This window comes from Streptomyces platensis (assembly GCF_008704855.1).
GTDB lineage: Bacteria > Actinomycetota > Actinomycetes > Streptomycetales > Streptomycetaceae > Streptomyces > Streptomyces platensis.
Genome location: NZ_CP023691.1, coordinates 2,784,073 through 2,809,618 on the forward strand (window position 1 = coordinate 2,784,073; position 25,546 = coordinate 2,809,618).

Below are 25,546 nucleotides of genomic sequence, written 5' to 3' on the forward strand. Positions count from 1 at the left end.
AAGGACGGACCGGTCCATGAAGATCAGCCGCATCGAGACGTTCCTCGCTCCACCGCGCTGGATGTTCGTACGGGTGGAGACCGATGAGGGCGTCGTCGGCTGGGGTGAGCCGGTGGTCGAGGGACGGGCCGAGCCGGTCCGGGCGGCCGTGGAGGTGCTGGCCGAGTATCTCCTGGGGCAGGATCCGGCGCGTATCGAGGACCACTGGCAGGTCATGACCAAGGGCGGCTTCTATCGCGGCGGGCCCGTCCTGTCGTCCGCCGTCGCCGGCCTGGACCAGGCGCTGTGGGACATCAAAGGGAAGCGGCACGGTGTCCCCGTCCACCAGCTGCTCGGCGGCCCGGTCCGCGAGAAGATCCGCGCCTACGCATGGGTGGGCGGCGACGAGCCGCAGGCCATCCGCGACGCGGTCACCGCGCAGACCGAGGCGGGCTTCACCGCCGTCAAGATGAACGGCTGCGGCAGGATGACGCCGGTGGCGACCCGCGCCGAAGTGCGGGCATGTCTGCTGCGCGCCGAGACCGCGCGCGAAGTCCTCGGCGACGAACGGGACTTCGGCCTCGACTTCCACGGCCGGGTCTCGCCCGCCAACGCCCGCAGGCTCCTTCCCCTGCTGGCCGAATACGCCCCGATGTTCGTCGAGGAGCCCGTCCTCTGCGACTACCCGCATGCCCTCCCTGACCTCGTGAACGCTTCTTCCATCCCCCTCGCACTCGGTGAACGTCTCTTCACCCGGCAAGAGTTCCTGGTTCCACTGCAATCCGGCGTGGCGATCGTCCAGCCCGATATCTCGCATGCGGGCGGCATCTCCGAGCTGCGCCGGATCGCCGCGCTCGCGGAGGCGTACGGGGCGCAGCTCGCGCCGCACTGCCCCCTCGGCCCGGTCGCGCTGGCCGCCAGCCTCCAAGTCGCCTTCACCACCCCGAACTTCCTCATCCAGGAACAGTCCATCGGGATCCACTACAACCAGGGAGCCGAGCTGCTGGACTATGTCGCGGATCCGGAACCGTTCCGCTTCCACGGCGGCTCGCTGCTGCGGACCGAGCGCCCCGGCCTCGGCGTGGAGGTGGACGAGGGCGCCGTGCGGGCGGCGGACCGCCGGGGGCACGCCTGGCGGAATCCCGTGTGGCGCCATGAGGACGGGGCGTTCGCCGAGTGGTGAGGGGGCGGGCGGGAGCGAGGGCACTGATCGATCCGGCGCGGTCCGGGGCTCGATCCCGCCCACCCCGGCCCGGAATAATCAGAGGTGTCACCCGTGCGCCCGAACGGCCCGGTCGCGCAGTACGCACGCGGCGGGGTGCAGGAGAAAGCAGGAACGCCATGGACTTCAGCACAGCGCTCCGGACCGAGCGGCTGATCGCCATCATCCGGGGCAGCGATGCGGAGGCGTCGTTCCGTACGGTCATGGCGCTTGCGGAGGCCGACCTTCCGCTGATCGAGGTCTCGCTCAGCGGACACGACGCCCTGACAGTCATCCAACGGGCGCGTGCCGAGCTCGGCGATGCGGCCTGGCTCGGCGCCGGCAGCGTCCTGACCGCCGCTGACGCCCGACGCGCCGCCGAGGCCGGGGCCAATCTCATCGTCACGCCCGGTCTGGGCGCCGGCCTGGAGGAGTCCGTACGGCAGGGGCTCTCGACGCTCGCCGGGGTGCTGACGCCGTCCGAGGTGATCGCGGCCGACGCGCTGGGCGTCTCGGCCCTGAAGCTGTTCCCGGCGTCGGTCGGCGGACCCGGGTATCTCCAGGCGCTCCGCGCTCCCTTCCCCGAGCTGCCGTTCGTGCCGGTCGGCGGGGTGGACGCGGCCGTCGCGCCGGCGTACTTCGCCGCCGGAGCGGTGGCCGTGGGCGTCGGCTCGCCGCTGATCGGGGACGCCGCGGACGGCGGCGACCTGGACGGACTGCGCAAGCGCGCGGCGGAGTTCAAGGCGGCCTGCGCACAATGACGGGGCAGCCGACCACCGCGGGCGGCGACGGCCGGGACACCACCGGGCCCCGCCCCGGAGCGGCAACCGGACGTCCGCTGCTTCCCGGGCAGCCCGGCCGCCCGGACGTCTTCACCTTCGGGGAGACCATGGTCGCCCTACGGGGCAGCGGCCCGCTGAAGCTCGGCGGCACGATGAACGTCTCCATCGCCGGGGCGGAGAGCAATGTCGCGATCGGCCTGGCCCGGCTCGGGCACCATGTCCGCTGGGCGGGTGCGGTCGGCGAGGACGAGGCCGGGCAGCTGGTGCTGCGTACGCTGCGTGCCGAGGGCGTCGAGATATCCGGCGCCGCGACCGACCCCGGCGCCCCGACCGGGCTGCTGCTCTTCGAGCCGCGGCTGCCCGAGGTCACCCGGGTGCACTACTACCGCGCGGGTTCGGCCGGCTCCCGGCTCACCGCGGAAGTGATCCGGCGCGCCTTCTCCGCCGCTCCGCCCCGGGTCCTGCATCTGACGGGCATCACTCCGGCCCTGAGCCCGACGGCCCGCTCGGCGGCCCGGTGCGCCCTGCAACTGGCCCGGGAACACGGCTCGTCGGTCTGTCTCGATGTCAACTTCCGCGCTCGCCTGTGGACCGCCGAAGAGGCCGCCGAGGTCCTCCGCGAGTGGATTCCCGCGGTGGATGTACTGATCGCCTCCGATGACGAGCTGCCGCTGTGCCTGCCCGGGGGCCGGGGCGGAGAGGGCTCACTCCTGCCCTTGTCGCTTCAGGAGGTCGCGGCCGACGACGCTGCGGCCACCGTGGCGAGGCAGGCCGGGCTCCTGCTGGACCAGGGGGTCGGGGAGATCGTGGTCAAACTCGGTGCGGCGGGGGCGACGGCCTTCACCCACAGCGGCTCCCTGTACCGGCCTGCCAAAACGGTGCGCGCGGTGGATGCCGTGGGCGCCGGCGACGCCTTCGTGGCGGGCTATCTGTCGGCGCTGCTGGACGGCGAAGGGACGGCCGGACGCCTGGAGCGCGCCGTCACCACCGGGGCGTTCGCGGTTGCGTCGCCCGGCGACTGGGAGGGCGCGCCGACCCGCTCGGAGCTGGGCATGCTGGGCGCGCCGCCCGGCACCGTCGTGCGCTGAGCGACGCCGCGGCTAACCTGTGCCCATGCCTCGTTACGAATACCGGTGCCGCCCCTGTGGCTCCACCTTCGAGCTGAACCGGCCGATGGCCGAGTCCTCCGCCCCGGCCGTCTGCCCCGAGGGCCACGAGGACACCGTGAAGCTCCTCTCCACGGTCGCCGTCGGCGGCTCCGCGTCCGCCCCCGCCCGCGCCCCGAGCGGTGGGGGCGGCGGAGGCGGCGGTTGCTGCGGAGGCGGCTGCTGCGGCTAGGGCGCGCCGGGCGGCACCGCTCCCTGGCCGCCCCGGGCCGCGCTCATCCCGACTCGGACAGGGGCCGCTACCGCTTGCGCGCCAGCGTCACACCGTCCGCCACGGTGAGGATCACCGCCTCCATCCGAGGGTCCGCCAGCACGTGGTCGTTGAACGCCCTGATCGCCAGGGCGTTCCCGGTGGCCGCCGGGTCGGCGACCTCCCCGTGGTACAGGACGTTGTCCGCGACGATCAGTCCTCCCGGCCGCAGCCGGGGTACCAGCTCCTCCCAATAAGCGATGTAGCCGCCCTTGTCCGCGTCGAGATAGACGAGGTCGATATGCGGCTCGTCCGGCATCGCCCGCAGCGTTTCCAGTGCGGGCGCGATCCGCAGGTCGATACGGTCCGCGACCCCGGCCTTGGCCCAGGACTCCCGGCCGTAGGCGGTCCATTCCTCGGAGACATCACAGGCGATCAGCGTGCCGTCCGCGGGCATCGCCTGAGCCATGGACAGCGTCGAGAAGCCGGTGAACGTCCCTACCTCGACGACATGCCGGGCCCCGGTCAGCCGCACCAGGAACGCGAGCAGCGGCCCCTGTTCCTCGGCCGACTGCATCCCCGCCGCTTCCGGGAACTGTTGGTGTGTGAGCTCCACGATGTCCCGCTGCGCGGCGTTCAACGGCGGATTGTGGGCGAGGACGTACTCGTACATCTCCGGTGTGATCGGCGTGCTCTTGGACTCCACCACTGGCTCTCCCCTTGATCAAGGATCGCGGTCTCGGCCGGTCACCGGACGGTGCAGCCAACCGCCCCGGCGAGACTAGTCGAGCTGATCCCCGACCGTCGGCAATCCCCGGTCTCATGTCCCCAAGTACCGCAACACCGCCAGCACCCGGCGTGAATAGCCGGAGGTGCCGGTCAGGCCGAGCTTGTCGAAGATCGCGTTGATGTGCTTCTCCACGGCGCTCTGCGAGATGTGCAGCCGGACGGCGATGGCCGCGTTGGTGTGGCCCTGCGCCATCTCCCGGAGCACCTCCTGCTCGCGTCCGGTCAACGTCCCCAGCGGATCCGTGCGACGGCTGCGCATCAGCAACTGCCGTACGACTTCGGGGTCGAAGGCGGCCTTTCCGGTACTCACCCGTTCCAGCGCGTCCAGGAACTCGTCCACCTGGACCACCCGGTCCTTGAGCAGATAGCCCACCCCCTCGCTGTCATCGGTCAGCAGCTCTGTCGCATACCGGCGCTCGACATATTGCGAGAGCACCAGGACGCCGATATCGGGCCAGCGCTCCCGGATCTGTAGGGCGGCGCGCAGCCCCTCATCCGTGTGCGTCGGCGGCATCCGGACGTCCACGACCACCGCGTCCGGCTTCTCCTCCTCCCCCGCCTGCTCCAGCACGGCGATCAGCTGATCGGCGTCGCCGACCGAGGCTGCCACCTCGTGCCCCTCCTCGGCGAGCAGGCGCACCAGGCCCTCGCGCAACAGGATCGAATCGTCGGCCAGCACTACGCGCACGGCAACTCCGCGGTGATGGTGGTCGGTCCGCCGGCCGGGCTGTCCACCCGGAACCGGCCGTCGACGGCGGCGACCCGGCGGGCCAGCCCGAACAGGCCGCTGCCGGAGGAATCCGCGCCGCCCGATCCGTCGTCCTCGATATGCACGAGCACGGCGTCCTCGCCAGGGGCGACGCGGACCGTTATCCGCCCGGCGCCGGAATGCTTGACGGCGTTGGTGACAGCTTCGGAGACCACGAAGTAGGCGACCGTGGCCACGGCGGTGTCGGGTTCGGTGGCAAGTGCGTAGTCGAGGCGTACGGGGATGGCCGAGCGTTCGGCGACCGTTTCCACAGCAGCGCGCAGCCCTGCTTCGTCCAGCACCGTCGGATAGACCCGCCAGGCCACCTCGCGCAGCTCGGTCAGGGCCTGTCCGCTCTCTTCGTGGGCCTGGCGCAGGAGTTGCTCGGCGCGGCGCGCGTCCTGGCTGCGCAGCGCGCGGCCGAGCAGCATCCCCAGGGCGACCAGCCGCTGCTGCACACCGTCGTGCAGATCGCGTTCGATACGGCGGCGCTCGTCGTTGACCGCGGAGATGACGCCGGCCCGGGTGGCGGCCAGTTCCTCGATGCGGCGCTCCAGCGTCTCGTGGTGGCTGGGGCCGAGGTAGTACCGCGCGAGCCGGGTCTCCAGACCGGCGACCCCGAAGGTGCCCTGAAGGCTGAGGAAGAGGAGGAAGAGGCCGCCGATGCTCGAGAGCGCGAGGGTGCCGGGGTGGCGGACGTCGCTGAGCAGCAGGATGAAGACCCAGGACATGCCGTATGCCGCTCCGATCAGCGCCGCGCCCAGGACGAGAGCGCCCAGCACGCCCAATCCCCAGCGCAGGGAGAGATATTGCAGGGCACGGTGGTACGCGTACGTGTCGGAGGTGTCGGCCGCGACATAGACCCGGAGGCGGCGCCGATGGGCCTCGGTCAGGGCTCGCGCGGCGGCGGCCAAGGGGTTGAGGACCACGCGGCGGCCGCGCGGCCAGGCGAACACGCACAGCAGGGAGAGGCCGGAGAGCACGACCAGGGGAAGCTCGGCCACCGCGAGTACGGCACCGAGCACCAGACCTGTCGCCAGACGCAATCCGCGCCGCGCAATTCCCAACATGATCAAAACGCTAGCCGCATCGTGCGTCCGCGCACACTGCGGAAAACCGCAGTCTTTCGTGCGGTGTACCGCAATGTGCCGCGAGGCGAGAATTCTTAGCGTTGAAACATGATCGAAAGCATCGGAAGCACCGCACCCAGCTGGATCACCGACCTCATGGACGCGCTCGGCGCGCCCGGCGCGGGTGTGGCCATCGCCGCCGAAAATCTCTTCCCGCCGCTGCCGAGCGAGGTGATCCTGCCGCTGACGGGCTTCACGGCCGCCCGCGGCAGCATGCCCCTGTTCTCCGCCCTCGCGTGGACGACCCTCGGCTCGGTGACCGGCGCCCTGGCGCTCTACGGCGTGGGCGCGTTGCTCGGGCGCGAGCGTACGGTCGCCCTCGCCTCGAAGCTGCCGCTGGTCAAGGTCTCCGACATCGAGAAGACGGAGCGCTGGTTCCGGCGGCACGGGACGAAGGCGGTGTTCTTCGGCCGGATGATTCCCCTCTTTCGCAGCTTCATCTCGATACCGGCCGGAATCGAGCGCATGCCGATACCGGTCTTTCTCGCCCTGACCACCCTCGGCAGCTTCATCTGGAACGCGATCTTCGTCCTCGCCGGCTATCTGCTCGGCGACAACTGGGAGGAGGTGACGGGGTATGTGGACGTCTACTCGAAAGCGGTCCTTGCGGCAACTGCGCTGGCGGTGGCGGTCTTTGTCATGGTCCGTGTCAGCCGGCGTGGCTCGGGGGTACGGCGCCGCGAATGAAGGCCCGCACGATTTCCTCGCCCGCGGCGACACCCCGCTCTTCGAGCGCCGTGACATGGGGGGCGCTCCAGCCGGAGTCCGCCAGTTCCCCGTGCCCGGGCCGCCATCCGCGGTCCGCGGCCAGCAGCAGATCGGCGTCGAGGAGGGAATCGCCGGCCGCGAGGATCTCGGACGCCCCGGTGCGGCGCGCCACCTCCGCCACGGCTGCGCTCTTGGTCAGCGGCTGCGGCACGGCATAGATCTTGCGGCCCTGAAGCGAGACGGTCCAGCCGCGTTCGCCCGCCCAGCCGGCGAGGTCCTTCACCCAGGTGTCCGGCAGCAGCGGCCGCTCCACGACGAGATAGGCGAAGAGGCCCTCCGCGACACGCTCCTTGAGCAGCCAGGCCGGGTCGGCGGTGCGCACGAGATGCGCGCGGACCTCATCGAGGGGCGCGCAGTGCGCGGCGAGCCGCTCGGCGACGGTGCGCTGCCAGTCCCGGTCCGACTCGCCCCGTACGAGCAGGTGGCCGCCATTGGCACAGATGGCGAACTCTGGTGCCGGGCCCGGGAGATGGATGCGGCCGTACTGCTCACGGGTGCGGGTGGTGGTCGGCACAAAGGTGGTCCTGCCGCACAGTTCGGCGAGCAGCCCGGCGGCCGTCTCCGTCATATAGGACAGCGGCTTGCGCTCATATGTCTCCACGCACAGGAGGCGGGGGGCCTCGGCGTCGGGCATGGCGAGGCCCAGCGCGGCGGCTGAATAGATCAGGGTGCGGTCGAGGTCGCTGGCGATGATCGCGTTCATCAGGAGGCCACCGCCTTGCCGTCAGCACCCGTGGCCCCGCGAGTGAAGCGGGGGTGGATCAACCCCACGCAGGTATAGGGCAGTTCGTCGACCTCTTCGACGGGCACGCCCCGTTGTTCAGCCAGGAGGCGCACATGATCGAGATCGGTTCCGGCACCCCGCCGGGCCAGGATCTTCCAGGGGACCCGGCGCAGCAGTACGCGGGTGGTCTCCCCGACACCGGGCTTCACGAGGTTCACGTCGTCGATGCCGTATTCCTCGCTGATCCGCTCGACGGCCGCCCAGCCCTCCCAGGTGGGGGCCCGGTCGGCGGCGGCCAGTTCCTTCACCTCTTCGGCGACGTCCGGGGCGACCTCGTCGAAGCGCGCACTGACCGCGTCCAGGAAGGCGCGCGACACATCGGTCGGGGCCAGCTCGCGATAGAACTTCGCACCATGGAAGTCGTCGGGGCCCACGAGGTCGTCGCGCAGGACGGTGCGCGATATGAGGCCGGAGACGGTGGAGTTGAGGCAGGCGGACGGGATGAGGAAGTCATCGCGGGTGCCGTAGGTCTCGACACAGCTGCCGGGGTCGGCGAGCACAGCGAGCCGCGGGTCGAAGCCCGGGAAGTCTTCCAGGGCCTGGGCGAGTTCGCGGGTGATGGCGCCCTTGCCGGTCCAGCCGTCCACGAAGACGACATCCGCCGGATCGTGGTGGGCGGCCAGCCAGCGGAGCGCGGTGGTGTCGATGCCCCGGCCGCGAACGATCGAGACCGCGTAGTGCGGCAGGTCCAAGCCGTGCGCGTGTTGCGCCCAGCGACGCATCAGCACGCCGACGGGGGTACCCGCCCGCGCCAGCGACACCAGCACGGGACGTGGGCTGCGTTCGGCGAGGACGGTCTCAGTGACCGTCCCGACGGCCCGCGCGATCCGGCTCGCGGAAGTCCGCAGCGCGCTGTGAAAGAGCGCCTGGTAGTCCTCGCTCGGCTGGTATTCGACGGGCAGCGACTCCGCGTAGTGGGCGCCGCCGCGCTGAATCGCCTCCTCGCGCTCCTCGGTCGGCGCTTCCAGGGTGACCTCGGAGAGATCCTGAAGCAGCCAGCCGACCTCGTCGGCGGTGTAGGAGGAGAAGGCGGGGCCGCGCAGCGGCTCGGGAAGGGGCATGGGGCCGGCCTGTGGTTGCGGGGCGTACGAGGGGATGACGGCGAGCAGCAGTCGGTCGGTGTGCGCGGCGAGCCGGCTCAGCAGACCGTCGGGGGCGTGCAGTTCAGGGAGGTCGCCGTGCGAATCCACGACGGCCACGATGGCGTCGAAGCGACGCTCCGGGTCGGTACCGGCCGCGACGTTGTAGGCGTACCGCTCCCCCGCCCCGTCAGCAGGATCGTCGTGAGCGGGGAAGGACAGCCGGGTCCGTATCGCGTAGCCGGGGTCGTCGACGGCGAGCACCGGCGACCGGGTGGTGGTGGAGAAGAAGACACCCGTGCCTCCGGTCGAGGCGGACGGCTGGACGCCCCCCTGCGCGAGGGCACCGCCCCCCGGCCCGGTGCCGTCACCGGCCGCCGCCGCGTCGGGGCTGTCCCGCGCGACGAGGGCGTCCAGAGCCTCAGCGATCCGCAGCGGTGCGTACATCAATTCCTCGTTGCCGAGGACGAGGATGCGGCGGGCACCGTCCAGTCGCCGCGCGATACGGGTCGCCATGCCCGGCAACCCGGCCTCCAGGCGTGCCCGGTGCGCCGGTGTGAAGCCGTGCCGGCCGCCGTCCGGCAGCCCGGCGGGCCAGCCGAGATCGACCCGTACGACGTCAGCGTCACGGCCACCTGGCGCCGTCAGAGCGCCTGCCGCATTCTGCTCGTCACCCGCGGACGCCGAGGTGCGCCCCGGGGCAGCCCCCAGCCCCTGCGCCGCACCGGCCTCGTGTGCGGCGACGAGTTCCTGGCCTCGGACCAGCACGTCCTCGGGCAGCCGTACGCCGCCCGCGGCCAGTGCGATGAGGTCGACCCGGGCGCCCAGTTCCGCCGCGAACTTCTCCAGCCGGCTGCGGTCCGCGTCCGAGCGCATGTCGACCAGGGCGACGACCACGTACCGCTCGCGCGGGAAGTGCGCATGCAGCGCCTTGATGGTGTTCAGAACGGTCCGGCCGGTGGAGAACTCGTCGTCGACGAGCACCAGCGGTCCGTCTCCGGCCAGGAGTGCGCGGTCCTCGGGGAGCAGCAGATGGGAGGTGGCATGGCTGTGCTCCTCCTCGAACCCACCCACCTGCGTCACGCCCGCCACCGGGCGACGGGTGGAGTGCAGATACGGCGCGAGGGCCAGGCCGTCGGCGACCGAATGCCCCAGGCCGGTGGCGGTCTCGGCGTAGCCCAGGACGGCGGAGCGGGCAGCGGCCTCGTCACCCAGCAGCTTGCGCACGCGGCGGCCCAGCCCGAAGCCGGCGCCATGGACCACGCCCGGTCGCTGCGGCACATGCTTGCCGAGCACGTTCGACACGAGCAGATGGGCCCGCTTGGGGTTACGCCGCAGCGCGAGCCCGAGCAGTTCCGGCAGCTCGTCCCCGCCGCTCAGCGAGACCCCGAGCCGACCGGCGACCCATTCTCCTGTCCAGACCACGCGTTTCGTCTCCTCCGTCGTCATGTTCATCTCGATCACCGCAGGTCAGGTCTGCGGCACACTCGCCGTCAGCAGCTCCACGAAGCCGATGCCCTCCCGGGCGACCCCGAACGCCTCGGCGCGCAGCAGCGTCCGCTCGGCCCAGGCGCGATGCGGCTTCACCTCGTTCATCTTGTTCGTGTACGAGGAGCGCAACACCCCACCGTCGCCCCGTTCGGGCCGCAGAATGTCGACCGCGTCGCTGAACTCCTCATGGCTGACGACCGAGAGGGCGTGCACCGGCGCGACATGGGAGGGGTGGATGCAGGTCTTGCCCTGAAGGCCGTTCGCGCGGTCGAGTTCGATCTCGCGCAGCAGGCCGTCCATATCGTGCTCGATCAGTGCCGTCCGGAGTTCCTCGGCGCGTCCGAGGAAGGGGCTGCGCCGCAGCTGCGGCTTGAACATCCGCTCGTGCAGCCGGAAGTACTCCCACACCGGGCCGGTGACCGTGAAGCCCGTGCCGTCCGCCCGTCCGAGCACATTCACCACGTCGGCGATCACGGAGGCGACGATCTGGACGTCGTAGGCCGTCATGTCGGGGGGTCTGCGCAGGCCGTAGGCGGAGCAGAAGTCCGTGACGCCGAGCCGCAGGGCCAGCACCCGGTCGCGGTATTTGTCGACGGCCCTGGCGATGCCCTGAAGGGTCTCGGCGCGGCTCTCCAGATGCAGCAGCTGCGGAGATTCCAGCACCGGCATCGCGAAGAGCCGGCGGGAGCAGTCGGACTCGGCCGCGGTCAGCGCCTCAAGGAACGGCACGCCCCGTTCCTCGGTGAATTTCGGAAGTACAAATCCAGACAGTCTGTGGACGGCGCTTCCCATGCGGCGCACCAGGTCCGGTATTTGACCGGGGGTGCGGACGCGGACGAACAGCAGCGGAAGGCCGGTGCCGGCGGCGGCCGCCTCGTCGAGGAGACCGAGCTGCCGTACGAGGTTCTCCTCGCCGGCCTCGACATCCCCGTCCCCTATGGAGTCCTCAAGACACAGCACCATGGACAGCACGCCACGCCCGGCCTGCTTGAGGACGTCGGCGGCGAGACTCGGGCGGGTGGCCGGGCTGTAGAGCGTGGCCCCCAGAGCGACCGCGAGCGTGCGAGCCGGAGAATCGGCGGTGAACTCCACCGGCTCCTGGTGGAACAGTGCCTTCCGAGTCTCGGGCGCGAGATGCCCAAAATGCTGCATATAACTCCCCGTCTGCCTGCGGGACCCGGGCACCCCCGCTGCGTCTCGCTGTCTGGATCCAGCCGGTAATCGTACGTCTGTGGGGGCCTGGTTAGTTCCCGGGTGCGTGAAAATCACGTAACCCCCACGAGGCGCTCAGGTGGCTGCGATCGCGATCCCCGCACGCCTCCGGGGCCCCCGCGTTGTCGCTGCGACCTCAGGGGAGGCAGGATTACGGCATGACGCACGCGATGCTGAAAGGGTCGAACGTACCCCTCGATGCCACGGCTGTTCGGGCCGTCCTGCGCTGGACGCCCGGCGCCGGTGTTCCCGATGTCGATGCCTCGGCCCTGTTGGTGAGCCCCGAGGGAAGCGTGCGCTCCGACGAGGACTTCGTCTTCTACAACCAACCGCGCCACCCCAGCGGCCTGGTCCGGCATCTGCCCAAGACCCAGCTCGCCGACAAGCTGACCGACACCATCGAGGCGGATCTGGCGGCACTGGAACCGTCGGTGGACCGGGTCGTGCTGGCCGCCTCCTCGGACGGCGGCGCCTTCGCGGGCGTCACGGATCTCCAGGTCCTGCTGTACGACGCGGCGGCGAGCGACGGCGAGCCGCTCGCGGTCTTCGACGTGGTGCCCGAGACGGGCGATGAGACGGCCCTGATCTGCGGGGAGTTGTACCGCCGCGCCGACACCTGGAAGTTCCGGGCGCTGGGGCAGGGGTACGAGACCGGACTGGTCGGCCTGGCGACCGAGTTCGGGATCTCGGTGGACGAGAACGAAGCCGCCGCCGGGCGCTCCGCCCCGCCGGCCTCGGAGGCACCCGTGTCGGCGCCGCCCGCCTCGGAGCCCACGCCCGCCGGCGAACCGCCCACGGGGGGCGCGCCCGGCCCGTCCGCCGCTGCCCCCTCCGACTCCCCCGTGACCCCGCCGCCCAGCACCTGGCCGGAAGAGGCCTCGGGCCCGCCTTCCGCGGCGGACCCCGATGCCGTCACCCAGCATGTGGCGGATGCGCTGCCGGAGCCGGGCCCGTCCGCACCGCCGCCCCCGGCCGCCGCTCCCCCTGCGGGGCCCGCGCCCACGGGTGGCGGCTACGGCTACCCGCAGCACGTTCCGCCGCCGCCGACACAGCCCCCGGCCCAGCCCGCCTACGGCTACCCGGGGCCGCCGCCCCAGTACCAGCCCCCGCAGCAGCCACCGTCCGCGTACGGCGCTCCGCAGCCGCAGCCTGCCTCGACCTACGGCTACCCGATGCAGCAGCCGTTCGTACCGGACCCGTCCTTCGTCCTGCCGCCCCAGGGACCGCAGTTCCAGCGCCGTTAGCGGAAGGCCGGCGTGGCCGCTCCGCCGGCCACCGCACACGTCGGCGGCGCGGCACCCAGCGGCGCCTCCGGCGGCGCGCCGCACCGTCAGCGCGCCACACGGGGCGGGGCTCACACCTTGGTCTTGTAGCCCCGCCCCCACTGGAGCCCCCAGCCGTACAGCCGGTCGAGCTCCGCCTGGAAGCCGTAGACGTACTTCACCTCGCGGCGCACCGTCAGCTCGTCCTTGGTGTTCTCCAGCGTGAAGACGGCGCAGGAGCGGGCCTGTGGCGCCCGCTCGTCCAGCTTGACGTCCACCCGCGGTCCGCTGCTCGGGTAGAGCGTCACGACGGCATGCGTACGGTCGAACGCCGGTGTGCCGTCGTAGATGTAGACGAAGATCAGCAACCGCTTGATCTCGTCGCGGTGGTCCAAGTTGATGTAGAGCGTCTCGCCGGATCCCGAACCGAAGCGGTCGTCACCGCTGAGCTTGACGAACGGCGGCCCGTTGAGATCACCCAGAAAGTTCCCCAGCGGCTGCACCACGCCCCGGGTGCCGTCCTTGAGCTCGTACAGACAGGCCAGGTCGAGGTCGACATTGACCACCGCCGGCCCCTGCGCCTGCACGATCTCGGGCTTGAACAGCTTGCCCGGATGCCGCAGCAGACCGCCCTTGCCCTGCCCGCCGCGCTCATGAAAGTCCGAGGTCCGCATCTGCCAGTGCAGATTGACCCGCAGATGTCCGGTGGCGGCCCCCTGCTTGGTCAGCGAGACGACCGGATTCCGTTTCGTCAGCTCGACGACGTAGGACGCGCCACCGCTGTCGAAGTCAAACTTCTGCGCGCCACCGCGCCACAGCTTCCCCAGGAACGACACCCTGCCCCACCCCATTGCTCGGCCCCAACTACTGCGGGGCGGCCCGAGGTCCGCACCTCAAGCCGCCCCGCAGAGAGCGTTCCTCAATCAGCGCCGCGTCACACTCCGGACGCGACTTCCGCCTTGTCTCCGGAGGTGTCTCCTGGCTTGCCCTCACGCCGGTTCCGGATCACGGAGGAGGCGAACGAGAGGCCGATCAGCACGACACCGACCAGGCCGGTGACGACCTCGCTGATCTCGTACTTGATCGTGATGAGCAGGATGACGGCCAGCGCACCGATCGCGTAGTGAGCGCCGTGCTCCAGGTAGACATAGTCCTCCAGGGTGCCCTTGCGGACCAGGAAGACCGTCAGCGACCGGATGTACATCGCGCCGATGCCCAGGCCCAGCGCCATCATGAAGATGTCGTTGGTGATGGCGAAGGCACCGATGACGCCGTCGAAGGAGAAGGACGCGTCGATGACCTCGAGGTAGAGGAACATGAAGAACGCGGCCTTGCCGGCCAGGCCGACGGCCGCGCCGGTGCCCTGCGTGGCGGGAGCCGCCGCGGCCTCGTCGGCCTCCTCGACCTCATCCTCCAGCTTGTCCTCGAAGTAACCGGAGATACCGCCGACGACGAGGTAGGTGATGAGACCCGCGACGCCGGACAGCAGCACCGTGGCGCTCTTGTCACCGCCGCCGTGCGGGACGCTGGTGGCCACCGTCATCGCGGTCACCAGCAGGACGACCAGCGCGATGATCACGGACAGGGTGTCCAGCTTGCCCATCTTGGCCATGGGCTTTTCGATCCAGGCCAGCCACTTGTAATCGCGGTCCTCGAATATGAAGTCGAGGAAGATCATCAGCAGGAAGATTCCACCGAAGGCCGCGATGGCCGGGTGGGCGCTGGTGACCAGTTCCTGGTATTGCGCCTTGTCATTGATGGCGAGGTTGACCGCCTCGATCGGCCCCAGCTTCGCGGTGATCGCGACAATGACGACCGGGAACACCAGCCGCATGCCGAACACGGCGATGAGGATGCCGAGAGTGAGGAAGATCTTCTGCCAGAAGGCGTTCATCTTGCGCAGAATGCCTGCGTTGATGACGGCATTGTCGAACGAGACCGAGATCTCCAGGACGGACAGGATCCCGACAATCGCCAGCCCCTGCCACCCCCAGAGCACGCCCGCCAAGGCGAGGCCGAGCGCCGTGACGGCGAACGACCAGCCAAAGGTTTTCAGGAGCACTGCCTACCCAATCCCTCGCTGTGTGGGGTCCCCCGCGCGCAGCGCGCGGCGCTTTACGAAACGTTGACCCCGAAGTCTAGAGCGATGCCCCGGAGACCCGACGCGTACCCCTGCCCCACCGCCCGGAACTTCCATTCGCCCTTGTAGCGATACACCTCACCGAAGATCATCGCGGTTTCGCCGGAGGCGTCCTCGCTGAGGTCGTAGCGGGCGAGTTCGCTGCCGTCGGCCTGATTGACGATCCGGATGAAAGCGTTGCTGACCTGGCCGAAGCTCTGGCCCCGCAGATCGGCTTCATGGATCGAGACCGGAAAGACGATCTTGTCGACCTGCTCGGGCACCTGGGAGAGATCCACCAGAATCGACTCGTCGTCGCCCTCACCTTCGCCGGTGAGGTTGTCCCCGGTGTGCTCGACGGAGCCCTCGGGACTCTTGAGGTTGTTGTAGAAGACGAAGTACTCGTCCCCCAGCACCCGGCCCGACCCGCACAGCAGCGCGCTGGCGTCCAGGTCGAACGGTGCTCCGGTCGTGGACCGCGCGTCCCAGCCGAGACCGACCATGATCTGCGTGAGATTCGGCGCGGCCTTGGACAGGGAGACATTGCCCCCCTTGGCAAGCGTGACGCTCATCGTTCGCTTCCTCCCCGGTGTCGGTGCGGGCCCGCCCGGCGCGCGGCCCGCAACCCTCGTTCAAGCGCGTCCGGCGCCGCACTCCCCGGACAGGGACATACGGCGCCGGACGCGGTGGTTCCTGGCCCGGACAGCCGCTACGGCAGTGCTGCCCGGCCGGACGTCGACGATCGGACCTCGGATCCGGCCGGTCAGACGTTGACGCCGAAGTCCTGGGCGATGCCGCGCAGGCCCGAGGCGTAGCCCTGGCCGATGGCCCGGAACTTCCACTCGGCACCGTTGCGGTACAGCTCACCGAAGACCATGGCGGTCTCGGTCGAGGCGTCCTCGCTCAGGTCGTAGCGCGCCAGCTCATTGTTGTCGGCCTGGTTGACCACGCGGATGAAGGCGTTGCGGACCTGGCCGAAGCTCTGCTGGCGGGTCTCGGCGTCGTAGATCGACACCGGGAAGACGATCTTGGCGACATCGGCCGGCACAGCGGCCAGATTCACCTTGATCTGCTCGTCGTCGCCCTCACCCTCACCGGTGATGTTGTCACCGGTGTGCTCGACCGAACCGTCCGGGCTCTTCAGGTTGTTGAAGAACACGAAATTCTGGTCGTTGGCCACCTTGCCCTGGTCGTTCGTCAGCATGGCGCTGGCGTCCAGGTCGAAGTCCGTACCGGTGGTGGTACGCGCATCCCAGCCCAGACCGACGATGACGGCGGTCAGGTTGGGGGCTTCCTTCGTCAGCGAGACGTTGCCGCCCTTGCTGAGGCTGACTCCCACGAGTCCTCCCATAGATTCGAGGGGTACCTGCGCCCCCATCGTGCATGGCATCGGATCAACGAATTGATCCTAGTGACCGGTTCCCACCGATTGCAGATATCGCACCTGGATCATGCGTATGTCGGCCCGGTGGGCGCAGCGACGGCTGGGGCCGGGCGCCGGCTCAGAGGTTGCCGAGCGCCTTGACGTAGTCGTTCAGGTCGCGGGCGTCGGGCAGGCCGTTGACGACCGTCCAGCGCACCACACCCTCCTTGTCGATGATGAAGGTGCCGCGCACCGCGCAGCCCTTCTCCTCGTCGAAGACGCCGTACGCCCGCGAGGCCTCGCCGTGCGGCCAGAAGTCGGACAGCAGCGGGTACTCCAGGCCCTCCTGCTCGGCGAAGACGCGCAGCGAGAACGGGGAGTCGTTGGAGACGGCCAGCAGCTGGACCTCGTCGTTGACGAACGCCGGCAGCTCGTCACGGAGCGCGCAGAGCTCGCCGGTGCACACACCGGTGAAGGCGAAGGGGTAGAAGAGGAGGACGACGGCCTTCTCGCCGCGGAAGTCGGAGAGCTTGACCAGCTCGCCGTGCTGGTTCTTCAGCTCGAAATCCGGAGCCTTCGTGCCGACCTCGATCGCCATGGGGTGCTTCCCTTCCGCTCACTCTCAACAGGACGCGACCAACCCTACGCGCAGCGGTGCACGCCCGGGGAACCCCTCCTGAACAGGGCCGAGCCCCCTCCGGAACAGGCGGAGGGGGCTCGGTGGCGAACGTCGAGTCGGTGTGGCTCAGCGCTTGCCGGACTTGGGTGTGACCAGGCGGCTGCCGGTCCAGTCCTTGGCCGCGTTGATGCTCTTGGTCTGGGACAGACCCGCGGTCTGCGCGGCCTCATTGATGTCGCTCGGCTCGACGTATCCCTCACGGCCGGTCTTCGGGGTCAGCAGCCAGATCTGCCCGCCCTCGTCGATCAGGCCGATGGCGTCCACCAGCGCGTCCGTGAGGTCGCCGTCCTCGTCGCGGAACCACAGCACGACGACGTCGCAGACGTCGTCGTAGTCCTCGTCGACGAGATCCTGGCCGATCACGGTCTCAATGCCTTCGCGGAGATCCTGATCGACGTCGTCGTCGAAACCGATCTCCTGGACCACCTGTCCGGGCTCGAACCCAAGCCTGGCGGCAGGGTTGGTCCGCTCCTCCGCGTGGTCCGCGGTCGCGCTCACGGATTGCCTCCTGTCATGTTTCGGAAATGCTCGGGGACCCCGCGCGTGCGCGGAGCATTGGGCGTAGTCCACACGGGCCGGGCGGATCGCGCAAGTACCCGGCGGTCCAGACCGCCGAAACGGTGACGTTTGGACGCGTCTCGCCGCAACCACGACCCCGGCAGGACAGGCCGAAGTGATTCACGCCACAGCGTTCTCCAGGGTTTATCGGGTACTGGCGCGGGACTGGTCCCTTCGGGGGGCGGCCGCGGCTCGCGGACCTGATTTCGGGGTCCGCACGTCCGTACGCGAAGCACTTTCGAGGTGGGCGTATGGTTGCGATTTGGCCGACCAAAGAAATCGGCCTTTTCAGCGCCATCTCTCTACGGATGGGTTACCCATCAGTAGAGGTGACGTATCCGTGTGGCTCGGTACACGATGGAAGACGGCGCGACACCAAGGCAGAGACAGCATTCGTCCGTGCGCAGCATCAAAATCTTGCCGGGCACGACACGAACCGAACACGAAGGAACAGCGTGGCTTCCGGATCCGATCGAAACCCGATCATCATTGGCGGCCTTCCCAGCCAGGTCCCGGACTTCGATCCCGAAGAAACCCAGGAATGGCTCGACTCGCTCGACGCGGCCGTCGACGAGCGAGGCCGGGAACGTGCCCGCTACCTCATGCTCCGCCTGATCGAGCGCGCCCGCGAGAAGCGTGTGGCCGTGCCCGAGATGCGCAGCACGGACTACGTCAACACCATCGCGACCAAGGACGAGCCGTTCTTCCCGGGCAACGAGGAGATCGAGCGCAAGGTCCTGAACGCGACCCGGTGGAACGCCGCCGTGATGGTCTCGCGCGCCCAGCGTCCGGGCATCGGCGTCGGCGGCCACATCGCCACCTTCGCCTCCTCCGCCTCCCTCTACGACGTGGGCTTCAACCACTTCTTCCGGGGCAAGGACCAGGGCGACGGCGGCGACCAGATCTTCTTCCAGGGCCATGCCTCGCCCGGTGTCTACGCCCGCGCGTACCTCCTGGACCGGCTGTCCGAGGGCCAGCTCGACGCCTTCCGGCAGGAGAAGTCCAAGGCTCCGGACGGGCTGTCCAGCTACCCGCACCCGCGGCTGATGCCGGACTTCTGGGAGTTCCCGACCGTCTCCATGGGCCTCGGCCCGCTCGGTGCGATCTACCAGGCGCGGATGAACCGCTACATGGAGGCGCGCGGCATCGCCGACACCTCCAAGTCGCACGTCTGGGCGTACCTCGGTGACGGCGAGATGGACGAGCCCGAGTCGCTCGGCCAGCTGTCCATCGCCGCCCGTGAGGGCCTGGACAACCTGACCTTCGTCGTCAACTGCAACCTCCAGCGCCTCGACGGCCCGGTCCGCGGTAACGGCAAGATCATGCAGGAGCTGGAGTCGCAGTTCCGCGGCGCCGGCTGGAACGTGATCAAGCTGGTGTGGGACCGCAGCTGGGACCCGCTGCTCGCGCAGGACCGCGACGGCATCCTGGTCAACAAGCTCAACACCACCCCCGACGGCCAGTTCCAGACGTACGCCACCGAGACCGGTTCGTACATCCGCGAGCACTTCTTCGGTGACGACCACCGGCTGCGCGCGATGGTCGAGAACATGACCGACGACCAGATCCTGCACCTGGGCCGCGGCGGTCACGACCACAAGAAGATCTACGCGGCGTACGCGGCGGCCAAGGCCCACAAGGGCCAGCCGACGGTGATCCTCGCGCAGACCGTCAAGGGCTGGACGCTCGGTCCGAACTTCGAGGGCCGCAACGCGACCCACCAGATGAAGAAGCTGACGGTCGAGGACCTCAAGGGCTTCCGTGACCGGCTGCACCTGCCGATCCCGGACAAGGACCTGGAGGACGGCCTGCCGCCGTACTACCACCCGGGCCGCGACTCCGAAGAGATCCAGTACATGCACGACCGCCGTAAGGGCCTGGGCGGCTATGTGCCCACCCGCGTCGTGCGCGCCGAGCCGCTGAAGCTGCCGGACGACAAGGCCTACGCGGGCGCCAAGAAGGGCTCGGGGCAGCAGAAGATCGCCACGACCATGGCGTTCGTCCGGGTCCTGAAGGACCTGATGCGGGACAAGGAGATCGGCAAGCGTTTCGTGCCGATCGCGCCGGACGAGTACCGCACCTTCGGTATGGACGCGTTCTTCCCGTCGGCCAAGATCTACAACCCGCTGGGCCAGCAGTACGAGTCGGTCGACCGCGAACTGCTCCTGGCCTACAAGGAGTCGCCGACCGGCCAGATGCTGCACGACGGCATCACCGAGGCGGGCTGCACGGCGTCGCTGATCGCGGCGGGTTCCGCCTATGCGACGCACGGCGAGCCGCTGATCCCGGTCTATGTCTTCTACTCGATGTTCGGGTTCCAGCGCACCGGTGACCAGTTCTGGCAGATGGCCGACCAGCTCGCCCGCGGCTTCGTGCTCGGCGCCACCGCCGGCCGTACGACGCTGACCGGTGAGGGTCTCCAGCACGCGGACGGCCACTCCCAGCTGCTGGCCTCGACCAACCCGGCCTGTGTCGCCTACGACCCGGCCTACGGCTACGAGATCGCGCACATCGTCAAGGACGGTCTGCGCCGGATGTACGGCGAGAACGCCGAGGACATCTTCTACTACCTGACCGTCTACAACGAGCCGATCCAGCACCCCGCGGAGCCGGCCGATGTCGACGCCGAGGGGATCCTCAAGGGTCTGCACCGCGTCAAGCCCGGCGAGAAGGGCGAGCACACCGCCCAGATCCTCGCCTCGGGTGTGGCGGTGCCGTGGGCGATCGAGGCCCAGCAGATCCTCGCGGACGAGTGGAACGTCAAGGCCGATGTCTGGTCGGCGACGTCCTGGAACGAGCTGCGCCGCGACGCGGTGGAGATCGAGGAGCACAACCTTCTGCACCCGGAGGAGGAGCAGCGCGTCCCGTACGTGACGCAGAAGCTCCAGGGCGCCGAGGGCCCGAAGGTCGCGGTGTCGGACTGGATGCGTGCGGTTCCGGACCAGATCGCGCGCTGGGTTCCCGGCACGTACCAGTCGCTGGGTGCCGATGGCTTCGGCTTCGCGGACACCCGTGGTGCGGCCCGCCGCTTCTTCCACATCGACCCGCAGTCCATCGTCCTGGGCGTGCTCACCGAGCTCGCCAAGGAGGGCAAGGTCGACCGGTCGCTGCTGAAGCAGGCGATCGACCGCTACCAGCTCCTGGACGTCACGGCCGCCGACGCGGGTGAGGCCGGCGGCGACGCCTGACCTCTCCGCGGCCTGCCGCCGCAGCGCCTCCGCCGCGCCCCCCGACCAGCGCCCTTCGCCGGTCGGGGGGCGCGGTGCTGTGCGGCGGGGTGTACGGGCGGGCGGCGGCGGGCCCACGGACCGCCGGGTCAGCGCTCCCATACCTTGAACGCCCTTACCCGGTACGGGGATCGGGGCACCCAGCTGCCGCCGCCCGGATAGGTGTCGAACTCGGCGGTCTCGGCGCACTCCCCGCTCTGGTAGGTGGTGACCGGCCGGCCGGTGCGGTTGGCGAGGGCGGCGGCGCTGCTCCCCTTGGGCAGGGGGACGCAGCTCTCGATATCGGTGCCGGACAGCTCGTAGGTCCGCCGGCCGCCGCCGAAGTCTGCCTTCGGCCAGAGGCAGAGCTGACCCGCGTCACAGGCGCCGGAGGCGGCGGTGCGACGGCCGCCGGCCGCATGGGCGGCCGGGGTGCCGAGGGTGGGCGGAGCGGCGAGTGCCGCGGTCAATGCGGCCAGCAGGCCGGTGAGCAGCGCGGTGGTCCGGAACGTGTGCAGGCGCATGAAATCTCCCCCGTGGAGTACGACGCTGAGGCCTCGCGGCGGACCGGTTGCCCGCGGCGGGTTCGTCATCGAGCTTCGCGAGGGCGGGGTGCGGATGCAAAGCCCGTGGCGGCGCCACCACCCGGATCAGGTATGTGGACAGCCAACGGAGCCGGGGCGCGGCGGCCGGTGCGCGAGGTTGACGTCCGGCGGGGCGGCGCGGGCGGGCCGCGGAACCGTTCCGCCCGGTGCCTGCCGGGGTGCGGTGGCCGCACGTGGCGCCCCGCGCGCTGTAGTGGAGGAACGGGGTTCCCGGTCCGGCTCATCAGGATGAGGGATTCGGCCGACCGGGCCGGGTCAACTGCCGCCTGGGCCATGGCGGATGGGGCCGGATGGCGAGCCGGGCAGCTGGTTGACGGGCGGGGTGCGGTGAGGCCGTGGCACGGGCCGGGAAAGGCCGACGGCGCGCGGTGCGTACGAGGAGGGAACCTCGTACGTGCCGCGCGCCGGGGCCGGGCCGGCCGGCCTACGTCGCTCCGCAGCGCAGGCGCCGTACCGCCGGGGCCGCCGGTCAGATGTGGCCGACGCCGGCGCCCGCCTCGGCGTTCGCGCCGCGCTTGGTGAAGAAGGCGACGACCGCCGCGAGGACCGCCACACCACAGGCGACCGTGAAGGCCTGGGCCATGCCGGAGACGAAGGTGTCGTGGGCGACGGAGGTGATCTTCTGGGCGAACTCCGGCGGGGTGCCCTTCGGGATCGGGGCGATACCGGCCGAGACCGCGTCGGAGAGCTGGGACGACTGGGCGGGCGGGACCGGCGGGAGGCCGGCCGACCGCCAGTTGTCCGGGAGGTCGCTGTCGACGCGGGAGGCCATCACCGCGCCGAGCACTGCCGTACCGAGGCTGCCACCGACCTGCATCGCGGCCTGCTGGAGGCCGCCGGCGACACCGGAGAGCTCCAGCGGGGCGTTGCCGACGATGACCTCGGTGGCGCCGACCATGACGGGCGCGAGGCCCAGGCCGAGCAGCGCGAACCAGAGGGACATCAGGCCGGTGCCCGTGCCGGTGTCGAGGCCGGACATGCCGTACATGGCGACGGCGGTGAGGACCATGCCGCCGACCAGCGGGATGCGCGGGCCGAACTTGGTGATCAGGGCGCCGGCCAGCGGCGAGCCGACGATCATCATGCCGGTGAGCGGCAGCAGGTGCAGGCCGCTGTCGACGGGCGTCATGCCGTGCACGTTCTGGAGGTAGAACGTCACGAAGAACAGGCCGCCCATGAAGGCGAAGGCCATCAGCACCATCAGGACGGTGCCGGCGGTCAGCGGCAGGGAGCGGAACATCCGCAGCGGGATGAGCGGTGCGCGGACCTTGCTCTCCAGGAGGGCGAACAGCGCGAAGAGGACCACGGAGGCGATCAGGAAGCCCCAGGTCTTCATGCTGTCCCAGTGCCACTCCCCCGCCTTGATCAGCGGCCAGATGAGGCAGAACATCGCGCCGGAGAGCAGCACGATGCCCGGGATGTCGAACGAGCGGGGGGCGTTCTCCGCGCGGTGGTCCTTGAGGATCACCAGGCCGAGGACGAGGGCCAGCACACCGACCGGGACGTTGATGAAGAACACGGACTGCCAGTTGACGTGCTCGACCAGCAGTCCGCCGACTATCGGGCCGCCGGCGGTGGAGGCGCCGATGACCATGCCCCAGATGCCGATCGCCATGTTGAGCTTCTCCGCCGGGAAGGTGGCACGCAGCAGCCCCAGCGCGGCGGGCATCAGCAGCGCACCGAACAGGCCCTGGAGCACCCGGAAGGTGATGACCAGCGCGACCTCCCCGGAGAACCCGATGGCGGCGGAGGCGGCGGCGAAACCGAGGATGCCGATGAGGAAGGTCTGGCGGTGGCCGAAGCGGTCACCCAGCTTGCCCGCGGTGATCAGTGCGATGGCCAGCGCGAGCATGTAGCCGTTGGTGATCCACTGCACGTCGGCGAGCGAGGCGCCGAGGTCCTGCTTGATGGCCGGGTTGGCGATGGCGACGATCGTGCCGTCCAGGGCGACCATCATGACGCCGATGGCGACGGAGAAGAGGGTCAGCCACGGATGACCGCGCAGCCCCTTGGGGGGAGCCGGTACGGGGAGGTCCGGCGCCGCTTCGGCGACCGGGGTCTGAGAACTCATACGACGAGGCTAATGGCAGCCACTGACAGTTGACAAAGCATTTCATAAGTCGGTAACTGTCACCTCGCTCACAGGTAACCTGAGCAGCGAGAACACCACGGAAAGGCGGCTCAGGATGGCGACCCCGACGCCGCATTCGGCGCCCGCGGGCCTGCGGGAACGCAAGAAGCAGCGCACCCGCGACGCGCTGATCCGCGCGGCGCTCGAACTGTTCACGGAGCAGGGATACGAGACGACGACGATCGACGAGATCGCGGAGGCGGTGGATGTCTCCCAGCGGACGTACTTCCGCTACTTCGCGAACAAGGAGGACGTCGCCTTCGCCGTCCAGGAGATGGTCGAGGCGCGCTTCCTCGAAGTGCTGGCCGAGCGACCCGCGGCGGAGGCGCCGCTGACCGCCCTGCGCAGCGCCGTGACGGTGGCCTGGGACGACATCGGCGGCGCCATCGAGTCGGTGATCCCGGTCGAGCTGTACATGCGCTCGTTCCGGATGATCGAGTCGACGCCCGCCCTGATTGCCGTGCATCTGCGGCGCTCCTCCGAAATGGAGGAGCAGATAGCGCGGCTGATCGCCCGGCGCGAGGGACTGGATGTGGACACCGATCCCCGGCCGCGGGTGCTGGTCGCCGCGTTCTGCGGGGTGATGCGGGTGGCGGGCCAGGTGTGGGGCGAGGGTCAGGAGTGCAGCGTGGCGTCGATCCACGAGCTGACCACGTCGTACCTGGACCACATCGGGCCGGCGATGGAGGACGACTGGCGCGCGCGCTGAGCGCACCGGCGACGAGCCCGGCGGGCGCACCGGGCCGGGCGGAATCGATGGCTCCGCCGATGACACCTTTCACCACCCTCCGTGACGAAAAGCCTTCGCTAAGCGATCATGATCGACACCTCATGAGACCGCCCCTGCACGGCTGAGCACCGGAAATCTATGGATCGTGTCCGTTTTGGTCGAAATACCCACCGTGAAACGTGATATCACTCACGGTCACAGCGAGCGCCCTCTCACGTCTCCTAGGGTGGCTCGCGGTGAATTCCTTCTCGGGCCTCGGCCCCTCCTCCGGTGTCCTTCAGTCCACGGCCTGGCGTGCCGCCCTCGCTCTGGCGGTGGTCTTCGTCATGCTCGCCATAACGGGCTGGACGGCAGTCAGAGGCAGCACGGAGGACACCAACCCGTTGGCCACGGCCAGGAACTCCTGGCAGCACGCCACCTTCCTCGGACGCCCGCTGCCCGACCCCCAGGGTCCGCCGGCCGCGCTCCGGGCCTTCTTCGCCACCCTCAGCCGGGCCGAGAAGCAGCAGCTCTCCGACCGTTATCCGCTGGTCGTGGGCAATATGGGCGGCGCCCCCGTGAAGCTGCGCTACCGCGCCAACCGGACGGCGATCGACGACGCCCGGCGCGTCGAGAAGCGCCGGATGAACGACCAGCGGCTCACCCCCGTCGGCCGTCAGGAGGCGGGCCGGCTGATGCACCGCCTCGCCTCGATGATGAGCCCCGGCCGGCAGATCCTGGCCTTCGATCCGGCCGGCGGCGGCCGGGCCGCCGAGGTCTTCGGCAATCTCCCGGCGGCCCACCGGGTGTCCGTCGTGGTGCCCGGCGTGGACACCAACCTGACGACCTTCGAGCGCACCGCTCGGGCGACCACCGCCCCGGTCGGCATGGCGCGCGCCCTCTACGGCGCCGAGCGGGAGGCCCGGCCGAGCGCCCGTACGGCCGTGATCGCCTGGGCCGACTTCACCTCGCCCCCCGGTATCGGCGTCGAGGCCGCCACCGGGAAGCTCGCCGCGGACGGTGCGGTCCGGCTGCGCGCCCTGGTGAACTCGCTGCCCTCGTCCGACACCGTCTCGCTCTTCTGCCACAGCTACGGCTCCGTGGTGTGCGGGGTCGCGGCCCGGGACCTGCCGTCCAACGTCGGGGACATCGCGGTGGCCGGCAGCCCCGGTATGCGGGCCGAGAACCGCGCCAGGCTGGGCACCCAGGCCCGGGTCTGGGCGATGCGGGACTCCGACGACTGGATCCAGGACATCCCCAACCTGGAGGTCGGCGGGCTCGGCCACGGCGCCGACCCGGTCGATCCGTCCTTCGGCTCCCGGATCCTGTCGGCCGACGGCGCCGTCGGGCACGCCGGGTACTTCGCGCCGGGCACCCGCAGCCTGCGCAACTTCGCGCTGGTCGGGGTCGGCGCGACGGACACCGTCGACTGTGCGTCCGACGACCCGCAGTGCCGCACCGAGCTGGTCTGAGGGCCGCGAAGGCACCGTCCGGCGGGCCGCGGGTACGGCCCGGCGCCCGGGGACGGGCCGTACCCGCGGGAACTGCGCCGTACTGCCGTGACGTCCACCGGGACGGGAGGCAGCGCGGGTGAC

23 protein-coding genes are annotated in these 25,546 nt (G+C 70.1%); 9 read left to right on the plus strand and 14 right to left on the minus strand.

Translation table 11 applies throughout. The features are described from left to right. Window positions 1-16: 16 nt before the first annotated feature. The 4 genes from dgoD to CP981_RS12195 all read left to right on the plus strand — a co-directional run bounded on the left by dgoD (window position 17) and on the right by CP981_RS12195 (window position 3,300). Window positions 17-1,162, plus strand: coding sequence for a galactonate dehydratase (gene dgoD, locus CP981_RS12180; RefSeq protein WP_085926198.1), 1,146 nt, complete (start codon window positions 17-19; stop codon window positions 1,160-1,162). A gap of 158 nt (window positions 1,163-1,320) precedes the next feature. Beyond that, complete coding sequence (locus tag CP981_RS12185; RefSeq protein WP_085926197.1) at window positions 1,321-1,941, plus strand: bifunctional 4-hydroxy-2-oxoglutarate aldolase/2-dehydro-3-deoxy-phosphogluconate aldolase; 621 nt, start codon at window positions 1,321-1,323, stop codon at window positions 1,939-1,941. Continuing rightward, complete coding sequence (locus tag CP981_RS12190; RefSeq protein ID WP_085926196.1) at window positions 1,938-3,050, plus strand: sugar kinase; 1,113 nt, start codon at window positions 1,938-1,940, stop codon at window positions 3,048-3,050. The genes CP981_RS12185 and CP981_RS12190 overlap by 4 nt, the downstream gene beginning before the upstream one ends. A gap of 25 nt (window positions 3,051-3,075) precedes the next feature. Beyond that, entirely contained in the window at window positions 3,076-3,300 is a 225-nt protein-coding gene (locus CP981_RS12195) for an FmdB family zinc ribbon protein (protein WP_085926195.1), read from the plus strand. A gap of 67 nt (window positions 3,301-3,367) precedes the next feature. On the opposite strand, the gene CP981_RS12200 is transcribed toward CP981_RS12195, so the two are convergent. The 3 genes from CP981_RS12200 to CP981_RS12210 form a co-directional block, all read right to left on the minus strand. After that, on the minus strand, window positions 3,368-3,991 hold the full coding sequence (locus CP981_RS12200; RefSeq protein WP_190142065.1) for an O-methyltransferase: 624 nt from the start codon (window positions 3,989-3,991) through the stop codon (window positions 3,368-3,370). A gap of 147 nt (window positions 3,992-4,138) precedes the next feature. Then, window positions 4,139-4,795, minus strand: a complete 657-nt coding sequence (locus CP981_RS12205) for a response regulator transcription factor (RefSeq protein WP_085926193.1) — start codon at window positions 4,793-4,795, stop codon at window positions 4,139-4,141. Further along, window positions 4,786-5,925 (minus strand): sensor histidine kinase, encoded by a 1,140-nt coding sequence (locus CP981_RS12210; RefSeq protein WP_167536087.1) that lies wholly within the window; start codon window positions 5,923-5,925, stop codon window positions 4,786-4,788. Before CP981_RS12210 ends, CP981_RS12205 begins: the two co-directional genes overlap by 10 nt. Window positions 5,926-6,033: 108 nt before the next feature. Here CP981_RS12210 and CP981_RS12215 point away from each other — a divergent pair, with 108 nt between their 5' ends. Then, window positions 6,034-6,672 carry a DedA family protein gene (locus CP981_RS12215; protein ID WP_085926191.1) on the plus strand — a complete coding sequence of 213 codons (639 nt, stop codon included), beginning with the start codon at window positions 6,034-6,036 and terminating at the stop codon, window positions 6,670-6,672. Here the strand turns inward: CP981_RS12215 and CP981_RS12220 are convergent. From CP981_RS12220 to CP981_RS12230, 3 genes are read right to left on the minus strand one after another with little or no spacing between them, the layout of a single operon-like run. After that, complete coding sequence (locus CP981_RS12220; protein ID WP_085926190.1) at window positions 6,635-7,456, minus strand: HAD family hydrolase; 822 nt, start codon at window positions 7,454-7,456, stop codon at window positions 6,635-6,637. The genes CP981_RS12215 and CP981_RS12220 overlap by 38 nt on opposite strands. After that, window positions 7,456-10,071, minus strand: coding sequence for a phosphoribosyltransferase (locus CP981_RS12225; RefSeq protein ID WP_085926227.1), 2,616 nt, complete (start codon window positions 10,069-10,071; stop codon window positions 7,456-7,458). The genes CP981_RS12220 and CP981_RS12225 overlap by 1 nt, the downstream gene beginning before the upstream one ends. Window positions 10,072-10,086: 15 nt before the next feature. Continuing rightward, a complete protein-coding gene (locus CP981_RS12230) occupies window positions 10,087-11,259 on the minus strand; it encodes an HpcH/HpaI aldolase/citrate lyase family protein (protein ID WP_085926189.1) in 1,173 nt (390 codons plus the stop codon). Between the two features lie 218 nt (window positions 11,260-11,477). Between CP981_RS12230 and CP981_RS12235 the strand changes: the two genes are divergently transcribed. After that, window positions 11,478-12,563: a TerD family protein gene (locus CP981_RS12235; RefSeq protein WP_085926188.1), complete on the plus strand. Its 1,086-nt coding sequence runs from the start codon at window positions 11,478-11,480 to the stop codon at window positions 12,561-12,563. 110 nt (window positions 12,564-12,673) lie between these two features. On the opposite strand, the gene CP981_RS12240 is transcribed toward CP981_RS12235, so the two are convergent. From CP981_RS12240 to CP981_RS12265, 6 genes are all read right to left on the minus strand, one after another. Then, the gene (locus CP981_RS12240; RefSeq protein ID WP_190840790.1) at window positions 12,674-13,432 is read right to left on the minus strand and encodes a TerD family protein; all 759 of its coding nucleotides are present in this window, start codon (window positions 13,430-13,432) and stop codon (window positions 12,674-12,676) included. An 83-nt stretch (window positions 13,433-13,515) separates the two neighbouring features. Beyond that, complete coding sequence (locus tag CP981_RS12245; RefSeq protein ID WP_085926187.1) at window positions 13,516-14,643, minus strand: DUF475 domain-containing protein; 1,128 nt, start codon at window positions 14,641-14,643, stop codon at window positions 13,516-13,518. Window positions 14,644-14,696: 53 nt separating this feature from the next. Next, on the minus strand, window positions 14,697-15,272 hold the full coding sequence (locus CP981_RS12250; protein ID WP_085926186.1) for a TerD family protein: 576 nt from the start codon (window positions 15,270-15,272) through the stop codon (window positions 14,697-14,699). A 191-nt stretch (window positions 15,273-15,463) separates the two neighbouring features. Further along, on the minus strand, window positions 15,464-16,039 hold the full coding sequence (locus CP981_RS12255) for a TerD family protein (protein ID WP_085926185.1): 576 nt from the start codon (window positions 16,037-16,039) through the stop codon (window positions 15,464-15,466). A gap of 163 nt (window positions 16,040-16,202) precedes the next feature. Beyond that, window positions 16,203-16,661, minus strand: a complete 459-nt coding sequence (locus tag CP981_RS12260; protein WP_085926184.1) for a peroxiredoxin — start codon at window positions 16,659-16,661, stop codon at window positions 16,203-16,205. 147 nt (window positions 16,662-16,808) lie between these two features. Next, entirely contained in the window at window positions 16,809-17,240 is a 432-nt protein-coding gene (locus CP981_RS12265) for a DUF3052 domain-containing protein (protein ID WP_085926183.1), read from the minus strand. A gap of 515 nt (window positions 17,241-17,755) precedes the next feature. Here CP981_RS12265 and aceE point away from each other — a divergent pair. Beyond that, window positions 17,756-20,488 carry a pyruvate dehydrogenase (acetyl-transferring), homodimeric type gene (gene aceE / locus CP981_RS12270; RefSeq protein ID WP_085926182.1) on the plus strand — a complete coding sequence of 911 codons (2,733 nt, stop codon included), beginning with the start codon at window positions 17,756-17,758 and terminating at the stop codon, window positions 20,486-20,488. Window positions 20,489-20,616: 128 nt separating this feature from the next. Here the strand turns inward: aceE and CP981_RS12275 are convergent, their stop codons facing one another. Together CP981_RS12275 and CP981_RS12280 are read right to left on the minus strand one after the other, a co-directional pair. Continuing rightward, window positions 20,617-21,030 carry a peptidase inhibitor family I36 protein gene (locus CP981_RS12275; RefSeq protein ID WP_085926181.1) on the minus strand — a complete coding sequence of 138 codons (414 nt, stop codon included), beginning with the start codon at window positions 21,028-21,030 and terminating at the stop codon, window positions 20,617-20,619. A gap of 550 nt (window positions 21,031-21,580) precedes the next feature. After that, the gene (locus tag CP981_RS12280) at window positions 21,581-23,182 is read right to left on the minus strand and encodes an MFS transporter (protein WP_085926180.1); all 1,602 of its coding nucleotides are present in this window, start codon (window positions 23,180-23,182) and stop codon (window positions 21,581-21,583) included. A 115-nt stretch (window positions 23,183-23,297) separates the two neighbouring features. On the opposite strand from CP981_RS12280, the gene CP981_RS12285 reads away from it, so the two are divergent. Together CP981_RS12285 and CP981_RS12290 are read left to right on the plus strand one after the other, a co-directional pair. Then, entirely contained in the window at window positions 23,298-23,951 is a 654-nt protein-coding gene (locus CP981_RS12285; protein WP_085926179.1) for a TetR/AcrR family transcriptional regulator, read from the plus strand. 257 nt (window positions 23,952-24,208) lie between these two features. Further along, window positions 24,209-25,423, plus strand: a complete 1,215-nt coding sequence (locus tag CP981_RS12290) for an alpha/beta hydrolase (protein ID WP_085926178.1) — start codon at window positions 24,209-24,211, stop codon at window positions 25,421-25,423. Window positions 25,424-25,546: the final 123 nt, after the last annotated feature.

Bases quoted from the DNA above. Each gene is read 5' to 3' on its own strand.
- CP981_RS12240 (WP_190840790.1), bottom strand. From the start codon at position 13,432: ATGGGGTGGGGCAGGGTGTCGTTCCTGGGGAAGCTGTGGCGCGGTGGC.
- CP981_RS12190 (WP_085926196.1), top strand. From the start codon at position 1,938: ATGACGGGGCAGCCGACCACCGCGGGCGGCGACGGCCGGGACACCACC.
- CP981_RS12275 (WP_085926181.1), bottom strand. From the start codon at position 21,030: ATGCGCCTGCACACGTTCCGGACCACCGCGCTGCTCACCGGCCTGCTG.
- CP981_RS12230 (WP_085926189.1), bottom strand. From the start codon at position 11,259: ATGCAGCATTTTGGGCATCTCGCGCCCGAGACTCGGAAGGCACTGTTC.
- CP981_RS12250 (WP_085926186.1), bottom strand. From the start codon at position 15,272: ATGAGCGTCACGCTTGCCAAGGGGGGCAATGTCTCCCTGTCCAAGGCC.
- CP981_RS12215 (WP_085926191.1), top strand. From the start codon at position 6,034: ATGATCGAAAGCATCGGAAGCACCGCACCCAGCTGGATCACCGACCTC.
- CP981_RS12200 (WP_190142065.1), bottom strand. From the start codon at position 3,991: ATGTACGAGTACGTCCTCGCCCACAATCCGCCGTTGAACGCCGCGCAG.
- CP981_RS12195 (WP_085926195.1), top strand. From the start codon at position 3,076: ATGCCTCGTTACGAATACCGGTGCCGCCCCTGTGGCTCCACCTTCGAG.
- CP981_RS12185 (WP_085926197.1), top strand. From the start codon at position 1,321: ATGGACTTCAGCACAGCGCTCCGGACCGAGCGGCTGATCGCCATCATC.
- CP981_RS12235 (WP_085926188.1), top strand. From the start codon at position 11,478: ATGACGCACGCGATGCTGAAAGGGTCGAACGTACCCCTCGATGCCACG.
- CP981_RS12285 (WP_085926179.1), top strand. From the start codon at position 23,298: ATGGCGACCCCGACGCCGCATTCGGCGCCCGCGGGCCTGCGGGAACGC.
- dgoD (WP_085926198.1), top strand. From the start codon at position 17: ATGAAGATCAGCCGCATCGAGACGTTCCTCGCTCCACCGCGCTGGATG.
- CP981_RS12220 (WP_085926190.1), bottom strand. From the start codon at position 7,456: ATGAACGCGATCATCGCCAGCGACCTCGACCGCACCCTGATCTATTCA.
- CP981_RS12260 (WP_085926184.1), bottom strand. From the start codon at position 16,661: ATGGCGATCGAGGTCGGCACGAAGGCTCCGGATTTCGAGCTGAAGAAC.
- CP981_RS12210 (WP_167536087.1), bottom strand. From the start codon at position 5,925: ATGTTGGGAATTGCGCGGCGCGGATTGCGTCTGGCGACAGGTCTGGTG.
- CP981_RS12225 (WP_085926227.1), bottom strand. From the start codon at position 10,071: ATGAACATGACGACGGAGGAGACGAAACGCGTGGTCTGGACAGGAGAA.
- CP981_RS12280 (WP_085926180.1), bottom strand. From the start codon at position 23,182: ATGAGTTCTCAGACCCCGGTCGCCGAAGCGGCGCCGGACCTCCCCGTA.